Raw genomic sequence first — 19507 nt, forward strand, 5'->3', positions numbered from 1 at the left:
CATGCACGCAAAGTGGACCACGGGCGCTCCTGCAACAGTCTTGGCCAGGGGAGAGTGGAGGGCCTCCCAGGAGGGATTCAACCAAGCCGCTGCGCGCGCGTCAGCGCTTGGAGACAAAAACGTGCGCGGCGACATCGCGCGGAAGCTCCGCGGGAGTGTCGTTCGCGTCACCGTCACCTGTCACCCGCACACCGTCGTCGCTCGCCGCGAGCGTCACCTCGCGTCCGGGTTGTATCCCAACTTGCTTGAGTTTAAGCATCACAGCAGGATCGCTTTGCACTTGTTCGCTAATTCGACGCACGACGACCGGCGTGTCCCTCGGACCCGCCAGGTCTGACATCGATGTCAGCACCCCGGCGCCGCCCTCGGGGGGCTCCTTGGCGCCCAGCTCCGCGAGCCCGGGGATGGGGTTTCCGTGCGGGCAGACGGTGGGGTTGTCGAGCAGGGTCACCAGGCGGGCCTCGACCGACTCCGACATGACGTGCTCCCAGCGGCACGCCTCGATGTGCACCTCTTCCCAGGGAAGGCCGATCACCTGGGTGAGCAGGCACTCGGCCAGCCGGTGCTTGCGCATGACCCGCGTGGCCAGCGTGCGGCCCAGATCGGTCATGGACAGGTGGCGGTCGCCCTCGACGCGGACGAGGCCGTCACGCTCCATGCGGGCGACGGTCTGGCTCACGGTGGGGCCGCTCTGCTGCAGCCGCTCCGCGATGCGGGCGCGAAGAGGGACGATGCCCTCCTCCTCGAGCTCGTAAATCGTGCGGAGGTACATCTCGGTCGTGTCGATCAGGCCGTGTGCGGTCAAGGCAGTCCTCCCAATCAAATATTACGCCGGTCGTGGCGGGGACTGGGCCCGTCCGCAGCGGGCACAGAAGTCACACGAACCCTATTGGGAGAACGACCGACGATGGTTAAGGACGGAAACAAAGGAGCGGCCGAGTTCCTTCCCGACCAGCTCGATCTCGACTCGCTGCGGCGCGCGGCCGCGTGCTGCCAGGGCTGCGGGCTCTACCTGAACGCCACCCAGACCGTTTTCGGCGAGGGTCCGCAGCGGGCCCGGTTCATGCTCGTGGGCGAGGAGCCAGGAGATCAGGAGGACCGGCAGGGACACCCGTTCGTGGGCCCGGCCGGGCGCATTCTGGACAAGGGACTGGAAGAGGCCGGAATCGAGCGCGAGGACGTTTACGTCACCAACGCCGTCAAGCATTTCTCCTTCACCCTTCGCGGAAAGCGGCGGATCCACCAGAGGCCGACGGCCGGCGAGATCGACGCCTGCCATCCGTGGCTCGACGCGGAGCTGGCTCTCGTGCGACCGGAGGTGATCGTGGTGCTCGGGGCGACGGCGGCCAGGGCGCTGCTCGGGCGGGAGTTCCGCGTGACGCACCACCGGGGCGAGCCGGTGCCGCTCGGCGACGCGCTGGCCGTGGCCACGGTGCACCCGTCCGCCGTGCTGCGCGCGCCCGACAGGGACCAGGCGTACGCGGGCTTCCTGGCCGACCTGAAGGTGGCCGCCCAGGTCGTCTGACCTCTGACCTTTATCGAGCCCGGTAATTGCGGAAGGCGGGCGCGGACAGGCCGACGAGCAGCACCGTGACGGCACAGGCGATGCCGCCGCCCACCCAGGCCCCGCTGACCCCCAGCTCCGTCGCCGTCGCACCGGCCCGCAGGTCGCCCAGACGCGGCCCGCCCGCCACGACCACCATGAACGCCCCCTGCAGCCGCCCCCGCATCTCGTCGGGCGCGTACAACTGCAGGATGGACTGCCGCCAGACCGACGAGATCACGTCCGCCACCCCGCCCACGGCCATGAACGCCACCACCAGCCAGAGCTCGCTCGCCAGCCCCGCGGCGGCCACGGCCAGACCCCAGACGGCGATCACCACGACGAGCGCGACCCCCTGCCGCGAGACCCGCCCCACCCAGCCGGAGAACAGCGCCCCGGCCACCGAGCCGATGGCCATGGCGGAGCTCATCCAGCCGAGCGCGTACATCGAGCCGCCGAACCTGTCGGCGGTCAGCTCAGGGAAGAGCGCGCGCGGCAGGGCGAACACCATCGCGATGATGTCCACGACGAACGACATCAGCAGCACCGGGCTCCTGACGATGAAGCTGAGGCCCTCCAGCACCGCCCCGGCACCCGGACGTCGCACTTCGCCCAATGGGGGCAGTGAGGGCAGCCTGAGGGCCGCGTAGAGGCTCGCGGTGAAGAGCAGGGCGTCCATCGCGTACGCCGCCGCGAACCCGCCGGAGGCCAGCACGACCGCGCCGATCATCGGACCCGCGACCGCGCCGATGCTGAAGACGAGCGAGTTGAGCGCGTTCGCGGCGGGCACCAGCTCCTTCTCCAGGATCCTGGGGATGATCGCGCCCCTGGTCGGGCTGGTGATCGCGAAACCGGTGGCGTTCAGGGCGACCGCGGCGAAGATCAGGTAGACGTTCCTCATGCCGAGCAGCGCCTGCCCGAGGATGAGGAGCGTCGCCGTCCACGCGATGAGCGAGCCGACGATGAGCAGCTTGCGCCGGTCCACGGCGTCGGCGACCGCCCCTCCCCACAGGCCGAAGACGACCAGCGGGATCAGGTTGGCCATCCCCAGCAGCCCCACGTAGAACGAGGAGTGGGTGAGCTCCCAGACCTGCTGGCCGACGGCCACGACGGTCGCCCCGACGCCGACGTGCGAGACGGCCTGGCCGAGCCAGAGCCGCCGGTACTCGGGCGCGCCGAGTGGCCGGGTGTCTACCAGATGACGCTTGACCAGCTCCGCGATCGCCACTCCATGAACACTAAGGTGCCAGTCTTTCCAGGACCCAACCGGGTCGTGTCCGCCGATAACGGAGCCTGTCGTGCATCCGGTCGAGCTGTCCCTGCCAGAACTCCATCTCGATCGGGTAGACCCGGAAACCTCCCCAGAAGTCGGGCACCGGCGGACTCTCCGGCCAGCGTTCGGCCAGCTCCGTGTAGCGCTCGTCCAGCTCCTCCCTGGACCGCACGACGGCCGACTGCCGCGACGCCCAGGCGCCGATGCGCGAGCCGTACGGGCGCGAGTTGTAGTACTCGGCCGACTCCTCGTGGGAGATCCGCGTCACAGTGCCCTCGATGCGTACCTGGCGGCGGATCGGATGCCAGGGGAACAGCAGTGACGCTCGAGGGTTCTCGCCCAGGTCGCGGCCCTTGCGCGACTCGTAGTTGGTGTAGAAGACGAAACCGCGTTCGTCGTAGCCCTTCAGCAGGACCGTCCTGGCGCTCGGGCGGCCGCCGGACGAGGCGGTGGCCAGGACCATGGCGTTGGGTTCAGGCAGGCCGGACTCGAGCGCGTCCTGGAGCCAGAAGGTGAATTGCTCCATGGGGTCGGACGCGAGGTCGGATTCGAGCAGCGGCCGGCCCTCGTACGTTCGGCGAAGCCCCGCCAGCACGGGCGGGCGCGGGGTGGCATCCACGAGACGGTATTCTTGCGCGCTTGCGTGGTAGATCCCATGCAACCCCCCTCACCAGCGGGTTTGGCCTTACGGCGGGTCCCGAGACCGAGCACGACCTGGGAAGGGGTTAAATTGACCCGCCGGTATCTCGACATCAACAGAGCGGAGAAGCTCGGGGGCGAGAACGAGGGCAACGATGCCAACGACCCCCCGAAGCGGCCCCGACTATTGGCACAGCATTGCCCAAACATGGCAAGGGAAAGGGAGGCGGCCGAGTATGTCCGACTTCAAACCCGGGCTCGAAGGCGTCGTAGCTTTCGAGACCGAGATCGCGGAACCGGACAAAGAAGGGGGCGCCCTTCGATACCGGGGCGTCGACATTGAGGAGCTGGTCGGCCGCGTCCCGTTCGGGGCCGTTTGGGGCCTGCTGGTCGACAACAAGTTCCAGCCGGGCCTGCCCCCGGCGGAGCCGTACCCCATCCCTGTCCACTCCGGTGACATCCGCGTAGACGTGCAGAGCGCCCTGGCCATGCTGGCTCCGGCCTACGGCTTCAAGCCCCTGCTCGACATCACCGACGAGGAGGCCCGCGACCAGCTCGCCCGCGCCTCCGTCATGGCCCTCTCCTTCGTCGCGCAGTCCGCGCGCGGCCTCGGCCTGCCGATGGTGCCGCAGAGCCGGGTCGACGAGGCCGAGACCATCGTCGAACGTTTCATGATCCGCTGGCGCGGTGAGCCTGATCCCAAGCATGTCAAGGCCATCGACGCTTACTGGACCTCCGCCGCCGAGCACGGCATGAACGCCTCCACGTTCACCGCCCGCGTCATCGCCTCCACCGGGGCCGACGTGGCGGCAGCGCTCTCCGGCGCCGTCGGCGCCATGTCGGGCCCGCTGCACGGCGGCGCCCCGGCCCGCGTCCTGCACATGATCGAGGGCGTCGAGCAGCTCGGCGACGCCAAGAAGTACGTCCAGAGCGAGCTCGACAAGGGCAACCGGCTCATGGGCTTCGGGCACCGCGTCTACCGCGCCGAGGACCCCCGCGCCCGCGTGCTCCGCCGCACCGCCAAGGAGCTCGACGCCCCCCGCTACGAGGTCGCCGCGGCGCTGGAGCAGGCCGCGCTGGACGAGTTGCACGCCCGCAAGCCCGACCGGGTGCTGGCCACCAATGTCGAGTACTGGGCGGCCGTGGTGCTGGACTTCGCCGAGGTGCCCTCCCACATGTTCACCTCGATGTTCACCTGCGCGCGCACGGCCGGCTGGGCCGCGCACGTCCTGGAGCAGAAGCTCACGGGCCGCCTCGTGCGCCCGAGCGCCAACTACGTCGGCCCCGCCTCGCGTCCCCTGAGCGACGTCCCCGGCGCCGCCGAGGTCACCGGCAAGAACTGACAGGATCGGCCCCGGCACGTCCGCTTCACCACGAGTTCGGCGGCGACCGGGGCCTTTTCGTCAGTTTTGGGTGTGGGCTTCTTCTCAGATTCCGCCCCGGTCCCTTGCCAGCCCCGCGGGATCAGTACCCTGGTCAAGTGGCTGACATCGTGATTCCCGCTGACATCAAGCCCGCCGACGGCCGCTTCGGCTGCGGGCCCTCGAAGGTACGCACCGAGCAACTGGCCGCGCTCGCCGCCTCCGGCGCGAGCCTCATGGGCACCTCCCACCGCCAGAAGCCGGTCAAGAACCTGGTCGGCCGCGTACGCTCCGGGCTCGCCGATTTGTTCTCGCTGCCCGAGGGCTACCAGGTCGTGCTGGGCAACGGCGGCACCACGGCGTTCTGGGACATCGCCGCCTTCGGGCTGATCCGCGACAGGTCGCAGCACCTGTCGTTCGGCGAGTTCTCCTCGAAGTTCGCGACGGTGGCCAAGAAGGCCCCGTGGCTGGGCGAGCCGAGCGTCATCAAGTCCGAGGTCGGCACCTACCCGACGGCCGTGGCCGAGGAGGGCGTGGACGTCTACGCGCTCACCCACAACGAGACCTCGACCGGCGTCGCCATGCCCATCAAGCGCGTGGGCTCCGACGACTCGCTGGTGCTCGTGGACGCCACCTCCGGCGCCGGCGGCCTGCCCGTCGACATCGCCGAGACCGACGTCTACTACTTCGCTCCGCAGAAGAGCTTCGCCTCCGACGGCGGCCTGTGGATCGCGATCATGTCGCCGCGGGCGCTGGCCAGGGTCGAGGAGATCGCCGCGACCGGCCGTTACGTGCCGGAGTTCTTCAGCCTGCCGGTCGCGATCGACAACTCCTCGAAGGACCAGACCTACAACACGCCGGCCGTGGCCACGCTGTTCCTGCTGGCCGACCAGCTCGACTGGATGAACTCCAACGGCGGCCTGGCCTGGACCACCGCCCGCACGGGCGAGTCCAGCCAGCGCCTCTACACCTGGGCGGAGAAGTCGGCGTACGCCACGCCGTTCGCCGCTCCGGAGTTCCGCTCCCAGGTCGTCGGCACGATCGACTTCGCCGACTCCGTCGACGCCGCCGCCGTGGCCAAGGTGCTGCGCGCCAACGGCATCGTCGACACCGAGCCGTACCGCAAGCTGGGCCGCAACCAGCTGCGCGTCGCGATGTTCCCGGCGATCGACCCGGCCGACATCGAGGCGCTGACGGTCTGCGTCGACTACGTGGTCGAGCGCCTCTGACGGCGTGACAGCTCTTCCATGAGGGCGAGCGCGTCCTCCTCCTCGACTCTCTGCGCGAACCTGGCCAGCACCGGCAACCTGTCGCCGCCGGCCGAGAGCGCTTCGAGCATGAGGTCGGTGACGTGCTCGTCCCTCGACCTGACCGCGGCGTAGCGGAACGCGTTGCGGTAGGGCGTACGTTCGAGCAGCCCCTTCTTCACCAGCCGCTCGGCCACGGTCTGCACCGTCGTGTACGCCAGTTCGCGCTCCTCGTTGAGCCTGACCAGCAGCTCCCTGACGCGCATCGGTTTCCGGGCATCCCACAGCACGTCCATGATCGCGCGTTCCAGGGACCCCAGGCTCGCCAACTGACCAACCCTCCGGTTCGATTAGTAGGAAACATTGTTGCCCGAAAAAGTCAGATCCGGCCAGGGGATCTCACGGCCGAAGAGCCTCGGCTATCTGATGTTCGCCAGCCGATGGCTCCAGGTCCCGCTCTATCTGGGCCTCATCGTGGCCCAGGCGGTGTACGTCTGGCAGTTCGCGCTGGAGCTCTGGCACCTGATCGAGACGGTGTTCCTGCACACCGCGCCGGTCACCGCGGCGACGCCGTCGCCCGAGGTCGTGGTCATGCTCACGGTCCTGGCGCTCATCGACGTGGTGATGATCTCCAACCTGCTGATCATGGTGATCATCGGCGGCTACGAGACCTTCGTCTCCCGCATCAACCTCAACGACCATCCCGACGAGCCCGAGTGGCTCTCCCACGTCAACGCGAACGTCCTGAAGGTCAAGCTGGCCACGGCCATCGTCGGCATCTCGTCGGTGCACCTGCTGCAGACGTTCATCAGGGCCCAGTCGACGCCCAACGACAAGATCATGTGGCAGACGATCATGCACCTGGCCTTCGTGGCCTCGGCCATCGGCCTCGCCTACATCGACCGCCTGCTCGCCACCTCCCCGGCGGAGCACACGCGGCCACATCTCTGACCCTCAGTACGCCGGGATCTCGCGGCCCTTGCGCCGCAGCACCCAGCCGGCCACCACGCCGCCGATGAGCCCGAACAGGTGGCCCTGCCAGGAGATGCCCTGCTGGTTGGGCAGCAGGCCGGCCAGGATCCCCCAGTACGCGAAGCCCACGCCGACGGCGATGGCGATGTCGAGCAGCCTGCGGTCGAACAGGCCGCGGGCCAGGATGAACCCGAAGTAGCCGAAGATCAGGCCGCTGGCGCCGACCGTGTAGACGTTGGGGCTGGTCAGCCAGGTGCCGAAGCCGCCGATGAGGATGATCAGCACGCTGGCCCACAGGAACTTGCGCAGGTCACGCAGGCCGGCCAGGAAACCGAGGACCAGCAGCGGGAGCGAGTTGGCCATGAGATGGCCGAAGCCGCCGTGCAGGAACGGGGCGAACAGGATGCCGATCAGGCCGTCGGGCTCCCAGCCGATGATGCCGAACTCGCGGTCGAGCCTGCCGTTCAGCACGAAGTCGAAGCCCTCGACGACCCACATCACGGCCAGCATGGCGACCACCACGGCGAGCGCGCTCAGAGCACCGGACAGGAGCGCCCCGGCGCCGCGCTTGGCCGACTCGAACCTGTGACCCGAATAGTCGCTCATGCGCTCTCCCGGTACGTTGCCTTCTCTTTCTTTACCGTAGCCAGGAACACTTATGCACGCGCTAAAAGCCCGCGCCTGACGCAATCCGGCAACCCCGAGGCCCCGCATCCGCGAGAAGCGGGCTGAGGTCCCTCGGGGGGAGCGGCGGACGGCACTGAGGAGGCGGGAGAGTGGCTGGGGGGCTCTCCCGCCCGTAAGAGGCCGGGCGCGGGACGGTTACTCGCCCGTCCAGCGGGGGGCGCGCTTCTCGGCGAAGGCGGCCGCGCCCTCCATGGCGTCCTTCGAGCCGAACACCGGCCCGACGATCGCCCCCTGCTTGGCGAACATCTCCTCCAGCGACCAGTCCTGCGACTCGATGATCACCTTCTTGGTCGCGGCGAGCGCCAGCGGTGCGTTGGCGGCGATCTTGCGGGCCAGCTCCAGCGCCCCCTCCAACGCCTCCCCCGGCACGGTGATCCGGTTGACCAGCCCGAGCTCGTACAGCCGCGCCGCCGGATAGTGATCGCCGGTCAGGGCGATCTCCATGGCCACGTGGTACGGGATCCGGCGCGGCAGCCGCATGACGCCGCCCGCGCCCGCCACCAGCCCGCGCTTGGGCTCCGGCAGCCCGAACTTGGCCTCCGACGACGCCACGATGACGTCGCACGACAGCGCCAGCTCGAACCCGCCCGCGAGCGCGTACCCCTCCACGGCGGCCACCAGCGGCTTCTTCGGCGGCGACTCGGCGAGCCCGCCGAAGCCGCGCCCCTCGACCACCGGGAAGTCGCCGGACAGGAACCCCTTGAGGTCCATGCCCGCGGAGAAGGTGCCACCGGCACCGGTCAGGACATAAGCGGAAATGTCGGGGCGGGCGTCGAGCGCGTCCAGCGCCTCGGCGATCCCCCGCGCCACCGCCCCGTTCACGGCATTCCGCGCTTTAGGGCGATTTATCGTGATTACGGCGACGTTATCGGATTCCTCGACGAGCACTTCGTCAGACAACAAGACCTCACTTGGGCTGGAAGCGGATGCCGCCGTCGAAGCGGATGACCTCGGCGTTCATGTAGTCGTTCTGGATCAGCGAGTGCACCAGGTGCGCGAACTCGTCGGCCCGCCCCATGCGCTTGGGGAACACCACCGGCGCCACGAGCTTGGCCTTGAACTCCTCGGAGTTCGCCGTGAAGCCGTAGATGGGCGTGTCGATGATGCCGGGGCAGATCGTGTTCACCCGCACGCCGATCGCGGCCAGGTCGCGCGCCGCGGGCACCGTCATGCCCACGATCCCGCCCTTGGAGGCCGAGTACGCAAGCTGCCCCGTCTGCCCCTCCAGCGCCGCCACGGAGGCCGTGTTGACCACCACGCCCCGCTGCCCGTCAGCGTCGGCCGGCTCCGTCTTGGCGATCGCCGCGGCGCCGATGCGCATGAGGTTGAACGTGCCGATCAGGTTGACCTCGATGACCTTGCGGTACGTGGCCGGGTTGTGCGGGCTGCCGTCACGGTTGACCGTGCGCTCGGCCCAGCCGATGCCGGCGCTGTTGACCACCACGCGCAGCGGCTTGCCGGTGGCCACGGCGGCGTCCACGGCCGCCTGCACCTGCTCGTCGTCCGACACGTCGGTCTTGACGAACACGCCGCCGATCTCGTCGGCGACGGTCTTGCCGCGCTCCTCGTTGAGGTCGGCGACGACGACCGTGGCGCCGGCGCGGGCCAGCTCGCGGGCCGTCGCCTCCCCGAGGCCGCTGGCGCCGCCGGAGATGATTGCTGCAGATCCGTTCACGTCCATATCCCGGACCCTAACCCGCCGACCGAATGAAGTTCTACTCGGGGGGCGTCAAATCTCACCCACAGCGCTGTCGACGTCGGAATAGACCTTGATGCGCCGGTCGAGCCCCGTCGTACGGAGAATGCGCGCCACCGGCGCCTGGGGCGCCGCCAGGGACACGCCGCCGCCCTCGCCCGTCGCCAGCCGCCAGGCCTCGATCAGCACCGACAGGCCGCTGGAGTCCATGAACGACAGCTGCTGCAGGTCGAGCACCAGCCTGGCGCTGTCCTGCTTGATCGCGTCACGCACCTCGTCGCGCAGGAACGGTGCGGTGAACAGGTCGAGCTCTCCCTCAACGGCCACCACCACGGCATCACCAAGGGCGTGTCGCGCAAGCCGCAGCTTCATTTGGCCCCTCCTCGATGAGCCACTGTACTTCGACATCCCCGGGTCCCGGGCATGCACAAACTATGAAGAGGCGGGCAGGACGCGGATAAATGCCCTCACACCGCAGGGATCGCGAATCCGTATGGAAGCTCCAGGCGGTGCTCGGCCAGCAGTTCCGCGTCCGAGAGCAGCTCACGCGTGGGGCCGTCGGCGGCGATGACGCCGCCTGAAAGGATCAGTGAACGTTCACACAATTCCAGCGCGTACGGAAGGTCGTGCGTGACCATGAGCACCGTCACGTCGAGCGAGCGCAGGATCTCGGCCAGCTCCCTGCGGGCGGCCGGGTCGAGGTTGGACGAGGGCTCGTCGAGCACCAGGATCTCCGGCGCCATGGCCAGCACGGTCGCCACCGCCACCCGGCGCCGCTGCCCGAACGACAGGTGGTGCGGCGGCCGGTCGATGGCCTCCAGCATGCCGACCCGCTCCAGCGCGTCCTTGACCACGCGGTCGAGGTCCTCGCCGCGCATGCCCGCGTTGGCCGGGCCGAAGGCGACGTCGTCCCTGACCGTGGGCATGAAGAGCTGGTCGTCCGGGTCCTGGAAGACCAGGCCGACGCGCTGCCTGACCTCCTTCAGCGTGTCCTTGCGCACCGGCGTGCCGGCCACGGTGACGCTTCCGTGCCCCGGGGTGAGAATCCCGTTGAGATGCATGACGAGGGTGGTCTTGCCGGCGCCGTTCGGGCCGAGCAAGGCCACGCGCTCGCCGCGGCCGATCGACAGGTCCACGCCGAACAGCGCCTGCGTGCCGTCGGGATAGGCGTAGGCGAGCTGCCGGACGTCGAGAGAGTTCACCACGAAAGTCCCCATACTGCGAGGGCCACGACCGGCAGAGCCAGAGCGATGCCCCATTGACGTACAGATGCCGAAATATCTTGGATCACCGGCATCTGGCCGGTGTATCCCCGGCTGAGCATGGCCAGATGCACGCGCTCGCCCCGCTCGTACGAACGGATGAACAGCGCCCCGGCGGACCGGGCGATCACCGGGACATGCCGCAGATCACGCGCCTCGAACCCGCGCGACTCCCTGGCCACCCGCATCCGCCGCATCTCGTCCATGATCACGTCCATGTACCTCAGCATGAACATGGCGATCTGCACCAGCAGGGCCGGCAGCCGCAGCCGCTGGGCGCCGATCAGGATCACCCTCGGCTCGGTGGTGGCCGCGAGCAGGATGGAGGCGATCACGCCGAGCGTGGCCTTGGCCAGGATGTTCCAGGCCGCCCAGAGGCCGGGCACGCTCAGCGAGAGCCCGAGGACCGTGGTCCGCTCCCCCAGCCCGATGACCGGGATGAGGAAGGCGAACAGCACGAACGGCACCTCGATCACCATCCGCCGCAGCACGTACGCCGGCGGCACCCGCGCTGCCACTGCCACGGCCCCCAGCAGGGCGGCGTAGACCGCGAACGCCCAGAACCGCTCCCTCGGCGTGGCCACCACGACGATCGCGAAGGCGAAGACGGCCAGCAGCTTGCACTGCGGCGGCAGCCGGTGCACGACCGAGTCGCCCGGCAGGTAGAGCTGGTGATGGTGCCCCGCGCCCACGCGTCACACCTTGGCCGCGTCGCGGCCGCGAGCGGCGTACGCCACGGCCCCGGCGATGAGCAGCACGAGCCCGACGCCGATGATCCCGGCCACGCCGACGGGGATGCCGCCGACCTCGCCGTAGTCTGCCAGCCCCCACGTCACCAGGTGGTCGGTCGCCTGGCCGAGGAAGCCCTTGTTCTCGGCGACCGCCTCCAGCCCGTCGGGCGAGGACGAGGCGAAGAACGACACGACCCCGGCCAGGACCAGCGTCAGGCCGACCCCTCCGAGGAGGAACGGCTTGAGCATGCCGGGCGCGGCGGCCGGCTCCTGCCCGCCCACGGTGGTGGTCTCGCCTTCTGCGCCGCGCAGGACCAGGGACTTGGTCAGGCCGCGGGCGCCGTACACGAGGTCGGGCCGCACGGCCAGGACCGCGCCGACGGTCATGGCCGTGATCAGCGCCTCGCCGATCCCGATCAGGACGTGCACGCCTCCCATGGCCGCCGCCACCGCGCCCACCTCGATCGGCGCGGTCCCCCCGATCCAGAACAGCAGCGTGAACGCCAGCGCGGAGGCCGGCACCGAGACCAGCGCCGCCAGGAACGCCGCCACCGCCACGCGTCCCCTGGACAGCCCCGTCACCAGCCGGAAGATCCCCCAGCCGACCACCACGGTGACGATGCCCATGATCGTGATGTTGATGCCGAGCGCGGTCAGCCCGCCGTCGGCGAAGAACACGCCTTGCACGAGGAGGACCACGGCCATACACAGCACACCCGTGTACGGCCCGACGAGTATCGCGGCCAGCGCACCGCCAAGCAGGTGGCCGCTGGTGCCGGCGGCGACGGGGAAGTTGAGCATCTGGACGGCGAAGATGAAGGCCGCGACGAGCCCGGCCATGGGAGCGGTCCGGTCGTCGAGCTCGCGCCGTGCCCCGCGTAGGCAGACGGTGACTCCGGCCGCCGCCACCACCCCGGCCGAGATGGACGTCGCGGCGTTGAAGAAGCCATCTGGTACGTGCACGGCACACCTCCTGCAAGAGCAAACGGTCCTACTTTAGGACATCGTCTTGCACCTGCATATAGGTGGCATTAGCGCATGATTCGCCTGATGATCATCCTCGCCGTGAGCCGCCGCACCACGGTGCTCAGCCGTCCCTTCCCCGAGGTCGCGTACGGCCGCACGCTCCTGAGCACCGCCGCGCCCCACCACCGGCGCGGCGCCGCCACCGTCTCGGCGTCGGTCTCGATCCTGAACCGCGCGGGCGGCCCGCCCAGATCCAGCTCCAGGTACGCGTCCCAGGTGCCGGGCGGCAGCCAGCCCACCCCGAGCCTGGCCACGAAACCGCCTCCGGGCAGCGCCACAACGGGCTCGACCCGCTCACGGCCGCTGCGCCGCTCGCGCCAGACGACCCGCTTGACCGCCGAGGCGGCGGGTGCGGCGCCCGCGACGCAGACCTCGCCGTCGACGATCAGCCGGTGCCCGAGCGCCCACCGCGTCCTGATGAGCCGCACCGAGCCGGGCACCCCGACCACGTGGCCGCCGACGTCGATGCTGAGGTTGCCGTTGTCCCTGGTGAAGTACGGCAGGGCGACGGCGGCGCCGATCAGCCGGGGCGGCGGGCGGTTGACGCCGCTGTCGCGTTCGGCCCCGAGCCTGCCGAGCCGCACCACGCCTTCGACCTCGACCGCCACCCGCAGGTCCCAGATCCCCGAGCCGAGCGCGGACACGTTCACCCGCGCCGTGAACTCGTTCCCCTTGCGCTCGGCCGGGACGACCACCTCGGCGGCCGGGTCGTGCCGCCCGCGCAGCACCACGGCCAGGCCGTCGTCCCCGCCGATGCCGTCGAGCCCGGCCGATCCCGTCACCACGAGGCCGTCGCCGTCCCAGCACAGCCCGGTCAGCCTGCGCCGCACGGCGGCGTTCTCGATGCGGGCCAGGCGTACGAGGCGGTCGATGTCGTCGAGCGCCGCCGCCCGCTGCCTGTCGACGCTGTTGAGCAGCTCGTGCACGCCGGGGGTGTACCACTCGTCGCACAGGGCGGCCACCTCCCGCGCGATGTCCTTGCGCCGCACGTCGTCGCTCTCCAGGAACACCTGCCCGAGCTGCGCGAACACGTCCAGCCTGAAGTGCCGGCGCAGCAGGTGGTCGCGGAGCGGACCGGGCTCGACGTGCCCGGCCATGAGCCGGATCGGCGCCTTGATCATGGCCAGCCAGGCGAGCGGGTCCCTGCTGTCGCGCTGCTGCATGATGCTGGTGCCGTCGGGCCTGGACACGAGGTGGTAGCAGTCGTAGTCGGCCACCACGGAGACGGTGCCGGCGTGGCAGTAGGCGTGCACGGTGAAGAGGATGTCCTCGCCCACGAGCATGCCCTCGCCGAACCTGATGCGGTGGCGTTCGAGCAGCTCCCTCCTGAACAGCTTGAAGCAGCACAGGCTGTTGTAGACGTTGCTGTCGCCGATGGTCACCCGCTCCGCGCTCTGCTGGAACATCGACGCCGGCGCCCGCCTGCCGTGGCCCACGATCTTGCCGAGGACGATGTCGGAGCCGTTCCTGTCGGCCATGGCGACCATGCGCTCCAGCGCCTCGGGGCCGAGGTAGTCGTCGGCGTCGCAGAAGAACACGTACCGGCCCGAGGCGTGCTCGATGCCGACGTTGCGCGGCCGGCCCGCGCTGCCGCTGCCGTCGATGTGGACGACCTTGACGCTGGCCCGGTGATAGGCGGCGTAGAGGTCGAGGAGCTCGGCGCTGCCGTCCGTGGAGCCGTCGTCGACGACGATGAGCTCCTTCTTCACGCGCTGCACGAGCACGGAGGTGAGGCATCTGTCGAGGTAGGCCCGGCAGTTGTGTGCCGGGATGACGACGCTCACGTCGACCGCGTCGTCACCGTTCCCCGTTTCAGACATCCGCCACCACCGCCACCACTTCAGAGAGTCACGTTGCGCTGCCGTCCGGCTTCAGTATGTGACGAGCCCGGGCCTCCGCGAGGGCCGATCGTATGTCTTCACCCCCGCTTTTGCAGCCAACGGAGATATACGGCATTCCACTAATAGGCCCTGGCAGTACCACATTTATCCTGGACCGAATGAGTTTCAGGGATGAGGTTTTCCTACCGAGGAATAGAAACCTCTCCGCCAGGATCATTCAGCCACCCCCGGGCGTTCCCCGGTGATCCTCTCGATGGGCTTGCGCGTCTACAGTTAGGCAACCTTGACCGGGAGGTGGCGGGAAATGGCATCGGATCTCCGCAGGCGGGCGTCGGACGACTCGCCCGTGCACTCTGCTGAGTTCATCGTCTCCGCGGCTCGCTTGGAAGAGCTGCATCAGTGCTCCGCCGTGCTCCGCCGTACGAGGTTGCGCGCCGAGGAGATCGTGGACGAGGCACGGACCTTGCTGGCGGAGGCCGAGCAACGCGGCGACGCCGACCGCGTCCTGGAGCTGCGCGCCCAGTTGGAACAGGCGCGCGCGCTGTACGGCAAGGTGCTGAACGCGTACGTGACGATCTGTCGCAAGATCGCCGAGGAGCGTCAGGCCATCCTGCAGGAGCAGATGGGGTTGTCAGGTGCGGCCTGACGAGCTAATGTCAGGGCATGCCTGACGACTGGAAGGACAAGATCCGCTGCTCTTTCTGCCACAAGAAGAGCACGGAGGTGAAGAAGATGATTGCCGGTCCCGGTGTGCACATTTGTGACGAATGCATCGAACTGTGCAATGAAATCCTCACCCAGGAGCGCCTCGCCACCTCTACCGAGCCCCGCCTCCCGATGTGGGAGTCCCTGACAGAGGAGCAAATACTCGAGCATCTTCCGAAAATCGCCGCCGTGCAGGCACAGGTGGACGACAACCTGCGCGACTGGGTGGCGCATCTTCGCGGCAGGGACGTCAGCTGGGAACGCATCGGCGCCTCCCTCGGCATGACGCGGCAATCCGCGTGGGAACGGTTCAGGAGCGAGACCTGACAGGTGAACCGTTGTGACATGTGGGGCGTCCTATGGTCAGGGAGGCCCGACATGCGCGTCCTACACGGGCTCACGGCGCCCGATCTGGAGGAGCTCCAGCTCGAGCTGATCCTGATCCTGGCGCTGCACGACGAGGCAGAGCGACTCGCTGCCGAATGAACGGGCTCCAGCTCCCCGGGCGTACCGGGGAGCTGGAGCAGGGGACCGGATCCTCCGTAGGATTGCTGGTCATGCTGCGCTGCGCCGTGCTTGACGACTACCAGGGAGTGGCTCTCGGCCTGGCCGACTGGTCGAGGGTGCGGGCGACCAGCTTCCGCGACCACTTCACCGCCAGGGACGACCTCGTGGCCGCCCTCCGCGACTACGAGATCGTGGTCATCATGCGGGAGCGCACGCCGTTCCCGGCCGAAGTGCTCGACCGGCTGCCCAACCTGCGGCTGCTCATCACCTCGGGCATGCGCAACGCGTCCGTAGACGTGGCCGCCGCGCGGGCGCGCGGCGTCACGGTCTGCGGCACGGCCAGCGGCTCGACCGCGCCGGTGGAGCTGACCTGGGCGCTGATCCTCGGCCTCGCCCGCCACCTGCTCCCCGAGGCGACGGCCCTGCGCGCGGACGGGCCCTGGCAGAGCACCGTCGGCACGGACCTCCATGGCCGCACGCTCGGGCTGCTGGGGCTCGGCAAGATCGGGTCCCGGATGGCGGCGATCGGCCGGGCGTTCGGCATGGACGTCGTGGCGTGGAGCCAGCACCTGACCGAGGAGCGCACGGACGCCCTCGGCGTGCGGCTCGCCCCCGGGAAGGACGCGCTGCTGTCCGAGTCCGATGTCGTCTCCGTCCACCTGGTGCTGAGCGACCGCACGCGGGGGCTGATCGGGGAGCGGGAGCTGTCGCTGATGCGGCCGGCCTCCTACCTGGTCAACACCTCGCGGGCGGCGATCGTCGACCAGGAGGCGCTGGTGGCGGCGCTGCGGGCGGGGCGCATCGCGGGGGCCGGGCTGGACGTGTTCGAGCTGGAGCCGCTGCCCGCCGGCCACGCGTTCCGCACGCTGCCCAACGTGCTGGCCACACCGCATCTGGGATACGTGACGGAGCTGAACTACGGCACGTACTTCCGCGAGGCCGTCGAGGACATCGACGCCTTCCTCGCCGGCGCCCCGATCAGAACCCTCTAGCCCCGGTCAGTCGGCCCGGCTCCTGGCGCGGAAGGCGGCTGTCTTGACGCGGTTCTGGCAGGCCGTGGAGCAGAACCTCCGGGTGCCGTTGCGCGAGACGTCCACGTAGACCCGGTCGCAGTGCGGCGCGGTGCAGACCCCCAGGCGGTCGCTGAACTCGCTGCCCAGCACGATCGCCAGCCCGGTGGCGCAGCTCGCCGCCCACTCGCCAGCCAGCGTGCCGCCCGGGCCGTGGAAGTGCAGGTGCCAGGGCTCGCCGTCGTGCCGCTCCAGCATCGGCCTGGCGTGGCTCTCCTCCAGCAGCGCGTTCACCTCGGTGGCGGCGGCGTCGATGTCGTCGGCGGCCACGGCGGCGAAGACCGTCCGCAGGCGGGCGGCCACCTCCGCCAGCTCGGCGCCCTCCGCGTCGGTGACCTCGCGATGATCCGGATAGACCGTGCGCAGGCTCTCGGTGGCGGCGGCACCGGCGCCGCCCGGCGCCGGATAAGCGCGTCCCCGCTGCTCGCCGGGGGTCAGCGCGTTGACGATCGCCACCGTGGTCCTGACCACGCCATCCGTGTGACTGTTGTAATCCAATTGACCGGTTACACCTTCATGTTCTAGCTTGTAACTGTCCAAAGCATAAACGACAGTCACAAGGAGACGTACGTGCTCACTCACGATGCCGCATTGGAGTGGATCGCGCGCTGGGACCGCCAGCAGGAGGGTTACCTCCCCGACCGCGAGGAGCGCTTCACCGTCCTGATCGACGCCGTGGAGGCGCTGGACCGGCCGGACCCGGTGGTGATCGACCTGGGTTGCGGCCCCGGATCCCTGTCGGCCCGGCTGCTCGACCGCCTGCCCAAGGCGAAGGTGATCTCGGTGGACGCCGACCCGCTGCTGCTCGGGCTCGGGCGGGCCGCGTACCCGCGGCTGACGTTCGTCTCGGCGGACCTGCGTACCGGCGGCTGGACGGAACTGCTTGGACTGGACGGGCCCGCCGACGCCGCGATCAGCACGACGGCGCTGCACTGGATCTCCGCCGCCGAGCTCAAGGGCGTGTACGGCGAGGTGGCGAGCGTGCTGCGGCCCGGCGGGCTGCTGCTCAACGGCGACCACATGGACACCGACGACACCTCCCCCGCTCTCTCCCGCCTTGAGCGCGCCGTCCACGACAGGGAGACGGAGCGGGCGTTCGGCGCGAACCCGCCGGAGGACTGGCGGACCTGGTGGGACGCGGTCGAGGCGGACCCGGCCTTCGCCGAGCTCAACGAGGCGCGCCGCACCACGGCCGGGGCCTCCCACCACGGCTCGGAGTCGCACCTGCTGTCGCATCACGTCGAGGCGCTGCGGGAGGCCGGCTTCTCGGAGGCCGGCACGCTCTGGCAGCGGGGGAACAACCGCCTGCTGTGCGCCGTACGCGGCTGACCCCTATACGACTAACCAAGCGCTTGCTACGCTCCGCCCATGATGTCCACGGTTGTCTGGGGCACGGGCAACGTCGGCCGCGCGGCCATCCGCGCGGTCGAGGCCCATCCGGGGCTGAAACTCACAGCCGTACTCGTCCACGATCCGGACAAGGTCGGCAGGGACGCCGGCGACCTCGGGGGGCTCGGCCACGAGCTCGGGGTCGCCGCCACCGACGACGTCGACGCCGTCCTGGGCGCGAGCCCCCGCGCGGTGGTCTACGCGGCCTCCGGCGACCTCCGCCCCCAGGAGGCACTCGACGACGTGACCAGGGCGATCCGAGCCGGAGCCGTCGTCGTCACCCCCTCCCTCTACGCGCTCTACGACCAGCGCAACGCCCCGCCCGAGCTGCGCGAGCCGGTGCTGGCCGCCATCGGCGAGGGCGGCGGCTCGCTGTTCGTCTCGGGGATCGACCCCGGCTGGGGCAACGACGTGCTGCCGTTGCTGATCAGCGGGCTCGGCTCCACCATCGACGCGATCCGCTGCCAGGAGATCTTCGACTACTCCACGTACGACCAGCCCGACTCCGTCCGGTACCTGGTCGGCATGGGCCAGCCGATGGACTACGAGCCGCCGATGATCGCGCCGACCGTCCCGACCATGGTGTGGGGCGGCCAGGTACGGCTGATGGCCAGGGCGCTCGGCGTCGAGCTCGACGAGATCCGCGAGACCCGGGACCGGCGCGCGCTCGACGCCACGGTGGGCGAGTTCGAGGCGGGGACGCAGGGCGCGGTCCGGTTCGAGGTGCAGGGCATCGTCGAGGGCGAGCCCCGCATCGTCGTCGAGCACGTCACCCGCATCCATTCGTCCTGCGCGCCCGACTGGCCGACGGCCCCGAACGGCGTGGGCGCGCACCGCGTGATCATCGAGGGCCGGCCGCGCATCGAGGTCACGGTGGAGGCCACCGACGAGGGCGGCAACCTGTCCGCCGGAGGGAACGCCACCGCGGTCGCCCGCCTGGTGGGCGCCATCGACTGGCTCGTGGACGCCGGACCCGGACTGTACGACGCGCTCGACGTCCCGCTGCGACCCGGCACCCTCGGAGGAGAACGACCGTGAACATCGACATTCCCGCAGGCAAGGACCCGATCTCGTACGTGTGGGGCGAGATGGTCCCCGGCATCGGGATCGCCGCCTCGAAGTTCTCGATGTCGGTGTACACCCACACGACCCTCGGACTGCGCGAGTTCGAGGCCGCGCGGCTGCGGATCGCGCAGATCAACGGGTGCGCCTTCTGCCTCGACTGGCGTACGGAACGGGACGAGCAGAAGGTCGAGGACACGTTCGCCGACGCGGTCACGGAGTGGCGAACGACCGACGCGTTCGACGACCGCACCCGCCTGGCGGCCGAGTACGCCGAGCGGTACGCCATGGACCACCACGGCCTGGACGAGGAGTTCTGGGCCCGGATGACGGCGCACTACAGCCAGCTCGAGATCGTGGAGCTGAGCATGTGCCTCGGCTCGTGGCTGGCGTTCGGCCGCCTCAACCACGTACTGGGCCTCGACACCGCATGCACGCTGACCGGCGGCTCATCGCCCACCCCCCGATTATGAGAACTCACGAAGTGAGGGACCGC

23 protein-coding genes are annotated in these 19507 nt (G+C 69.6%); 10 read left to right on the forward strand and 13 right to left on the reverse strand.

Going from position 1 to position 19507, the window contains the following annotated elements:
- Positions 1-100 precede the first annotated feature (100 nt).
- Complete coding sequence (locus tag ACWEPL_RS15260; RefSeq protein ID WP_185070520.1) at positions 101-805, reverse strand: metal-dependent transcriptional regulator; 705 nt, start codon at positions 803-805, stop codon at positions 101-103.
- Positions 806-907: 102 nt separating this feature from the next.
- Here ACWEPL_RS15260 and ACWEPL_RS15265 point away from each other — a divergent pair, with 102 nt between their 5' ends.
- Positions 908-1525 (forward strand): UdgX family uracil-DNA binding protein, encoded by a 618-nt coding sequence (locus ACWEPL_RS15265; protein ID WP_449953574.1) that lies wholly within the window; start codon positions 908-910, stop codon positions 1523-1525.
- Between the two features lie 10 nt (positions 1526-1535).
- Here ACWEPL_RS15265 and ACWEPL_RS15270 read toward each other — a convergent pair whose 3' ends face one another.
- Positions 1536-2771, reverse strand: a complete 1236-nt coding sequence (locus ACWEPL_RS15270; protein WP_363962152.1) for an MFS transporter — start codon at positions 2769-2771, stop codon at positions 1536-1538.
- 10 nt (positions 2772-2781) lie between these two features.
- Complete coding sequence (pdxH, locus tag ACWEPL_RS15275; RefSeq protein ID WP_363962151.1) at positions 2782-3435, reverse strand: pyridoxamine 5'-phosphate oxidase; 654 nt, start codon at positions 3433-3435, stop codon at positions 2782-2784.
- A 256-nt stretch (positions 3436-3691) separates the two neighbouring features.
- Here pdxH and ACWEPL_RS15280 point away from each other — a divergent pair, with 256 nt between their 5' ends.
- A complete protein-coding gene (locus tag ACWEPL_RS15280; RefSeq protein WP_350733356.1) occupies positions 3692-4798 on the forward strand; it encodes a citrate synthase 2 in 1107 nt (368 codons plus the stop codon).
- Between the two features lie 137 nt (positions 4799-4935).
- Positions 4936-6045 (forward strand): phosphoserine transaminase, encoded by a 1110-nt coding sequence (gene serC / locus ACWEPL_RS15285; protein WP_350733354.1) that lies wholly within the window; start codon positions 4936-4938, stop codon positions 6043-6045.
- On the opposite strand, the gene ACWEPL_RS15290 is transcribed toward serC, so the two are convergent.
- Positions 6024-6392 carry a BlaI/MecI/CopY family transcriptional regulator gene (locus ACWEPL_RS15290; protein ID WP_452436468.1) on the reverse strand — a complete coding sequence of 123 codons (369 nt, stop codon included), beginning with the start codon at positions 6390-6392 and terminating at the stop codon, positions 6024-6026. The two genes, serC and ACWEPL_RS15290, sit on opposite strands and share 22 nt — an antisense overlap.
- A gap of 37 nt (positions 6393-6429) precedes the next feature.
- Here ACWEPL_RS15290 and ACWEPL_RS15295 point away from each other — a divergent pair, with 37 nt between their 5' ends.
- Positions 6430-7014, forward strand: coding sequence for a TIGR00645 family protein (locus ACWEPL_RS15295; RefSeq protein ID WP_363962149.1), 585 nt, complete (start codon positions 6430-6432; stop codon positions 7012-7014).
- A gap of 3 nt (positions 7015-7017) precedes the next feature.
- Here the strand turns inward: ACWEPL_RS15295 and ACWEPL_RS15300 are convergent, their stop codons facing one another.
- The 8 genes from ACWEPL_RS15300 to ACWEPL_RS15335 form a co-directional block, all read right to left on the reverse strand.
- A complete protein-coding gene (locus ACWEPL_RS15300; RefSeq protein WP_350733349.1) occupies positions 7018-7641 on the reverse strand; it encodes a rhomboid family intramembrane serine protease in 624 nt (207 codons plus the stop codon).
- A gap of 216 nt (positions 7642-7857) precedes the next feature.
- The gene (locus ACWEPL_RS15305; protein ID WP_452436469.1) at positions 7858-8622 is read right to left on the reverse strand and encodes a crotonase/enoyl-CoA hydratase family protein; all 765 of its coding nucleotides are present in this window, start codon (positions 8620-8622) and stop codon (positions 7858-7860) included.
- Positions 8623-8629: 7 nt separating this feature from the next.
- Positions 8630-9403, reverse strand: coding sequence for an SDR family NAD(P)-dependent oxidoreductase (locus ACWEPL_RS15310; RefSeq protein WP_357725499.1), 774 nt, complete (start codon positions 9401-9403; stop codon positions 8630-8632).
- A 48-nt stretch (positions 9404-9451) separates the two neighbouring features.
- A complete protein-coding gene (locus ACWEPL_RS15315; protein ID WP_101785558.1) occupies positions 9452-9790 on the reverse strand; it encodes an STAS domain-containing protein in 339 nt (112 codons plus the stop codon).
- Between the two features lie 95 nt (positions 9791-9885).
- The gene (locus ACWEPL_RS15320) at positions 9886-10623 is read right to left on the reverse strand and encodes an energy-coupling factor ABC transporter ATP-binding protein (protein WP_350733342.1); all 738 of its coding nucleotides are present in this window, start codon (positions 10621-10623) and stop codon (positions 9886-9888) included.
- Positions 10617-11372 (reverse strand): cobalt ECF transporter T component CbiQ, encoded by a 756-nt coding sequence (gene cbiQ, locus ACWEPL_RS15325; RefSeq protein ID WP_363962146.1) that lies wholly within the window; start codon positions 11370-11372, stop codon positions 10617-10619. The genes ACWEPL_RS15320 and cbiQ overlap by 7 nt, the downstream gene beginning before the upstream one ends.
- A 3-nt stretch (positions 11373-11375) precedes the next feature.
- Positions 11376-12374 carry an energy-coupling factor ABC transporter permease gene (locus ACWEPL_RS15330; RefSeq protein ID WP_452436470.1) on the reverse strand — a complete coding sequence of 333 codons (999 nt, stop codon included), beginning with the start codon at positions 12372-12374 and terminating at the stop codon, positions 11376-11378.
- Positions 12375-12442: 68 nt separating this feature from the next.
- Positions 12443-14257, reverse strand: coding sequence for a glycosyltransferase family 2 protein (locus ACWEPL_RS15335; protein WP_452436471.1), 1815 nt, complete (start codon positions 14255-14257; stop codon positions 12443-12445).
- Between the two features lie 325 nt (positions 14258-14582).
- Between ACWEPL_RS15335 and ACWEPL_RS15340 the strand changes: the two genes are divergently transcribed.
- The 3 genes from ACWEPL_RS15340 to ACWEPL_RS15350 all read left to right on the forward strand — a co-directional run bounded on the left by ACWEPL_RS15340 (position 14583) and on the right by ACWEPL_RS15350 (position 16482).
- Positions 14583-14924, forward strand: coding sequence for a hypothetical protein (locus ACWEPL_RS15340; RefSeq protein ID WP_355204435.1), 342 nt, complete (start codon positions 14583-14585; stop codon positions 14922-14924).
- A gap of 17 nt (positions 14925-14941) precedes the next feature.
- Complete coding sequence (locus ACWEPL_RS15345) at positions 14942-15310, forward strand: ClpX C4-type zinc finger protein (protein ID WP_363962143.1); 369 nt, start codon at positions 14942-14944, stop codon at positions 15308-15310.
- Between the two features lie 155 nt (positions 15311-15465).
- Positions 15466-16482 carry a D-2-hydroxyacid dehydrogenase family protein gene (locus tag ACWEPL_RS15350; RefSeq protein ID WP_452436472.1) on the forward strand — a complete coding sequence of 339 codons (1017 nt, stop codon included), beginning with the start codon at positions 15466-15468 and terminating at the stop codon, positions 16480-16482.
- 6 nt (positions 16483-16488) lie between these two features.
- Here ACWEPL_RS15350 and ACWEPL_RS15355 read toward each other — a convergent pair whose 3' ends face one another.
- The gene (locus tag ACWEPL_RS15355) at positions 16489-17058 is read right to left on the reverse strand and encodes a CGNR zinc finger domain-containing protein (RefSeq protein WP_452436473.1); all 570 of its coding nucleotides are present in this window, start codon (positions 17056-17058) and stop codon (positions 16489-16491) included.
- A 72-nt stretch (positions 17059-17130) separates the two neighbouring features.
- Between ACWEPL_RS15355 and ACWEPL_RS15360 the strand changes: the two genes are divergently transcribed.
- Genes ACWEPL_RS15360 through ACWEPL_RS15370 form a run of 3 tightly spaced genes read left to right on the forward strand, consistent with a single transcriptional unit; the run spans position 17131 to position 19484 of the window.
- Entirely contained in the window at positions 17131-17889 is a 759-nt protein-coding gene (locus ACWEPL_RS15360; RefSeq protein WP_452436474.1) for a class I SAM-dependent methyltransferase, read from the forward strand.
- A 39-nt stretch (positions 17890-17928) separates the two neighbouring features.
- Entirely contained in the window at positions 17929-18987 is a 1059-nt protein-coding gene (locus tag ACWEPL_RS15365) for an NAD(P)H-dependent amine dehydrogenase family protein (protein WP_452436475.1), read from the forward strand.
- Entirely contained in the window at positions 18984-19484 is a 501-nt protein-coding gene (locus ACWEPL_RS15370) for a carboxymuconolactone decarboxylase family protein (RefSeq protein WP_452436476.1), read from the forward strand. The genes ACWEPL_RS15365 and ACWEPL_RS15370 overlap by 4 nt, the downstream gene beginning before the upstream one ends.
- The last annotated feature ends 23 nt before the right edge of the window (positions 19485-19507 follow it).

The organism is Nonomuraea sp. NPDC004186 (assembly GCF_053603495.1).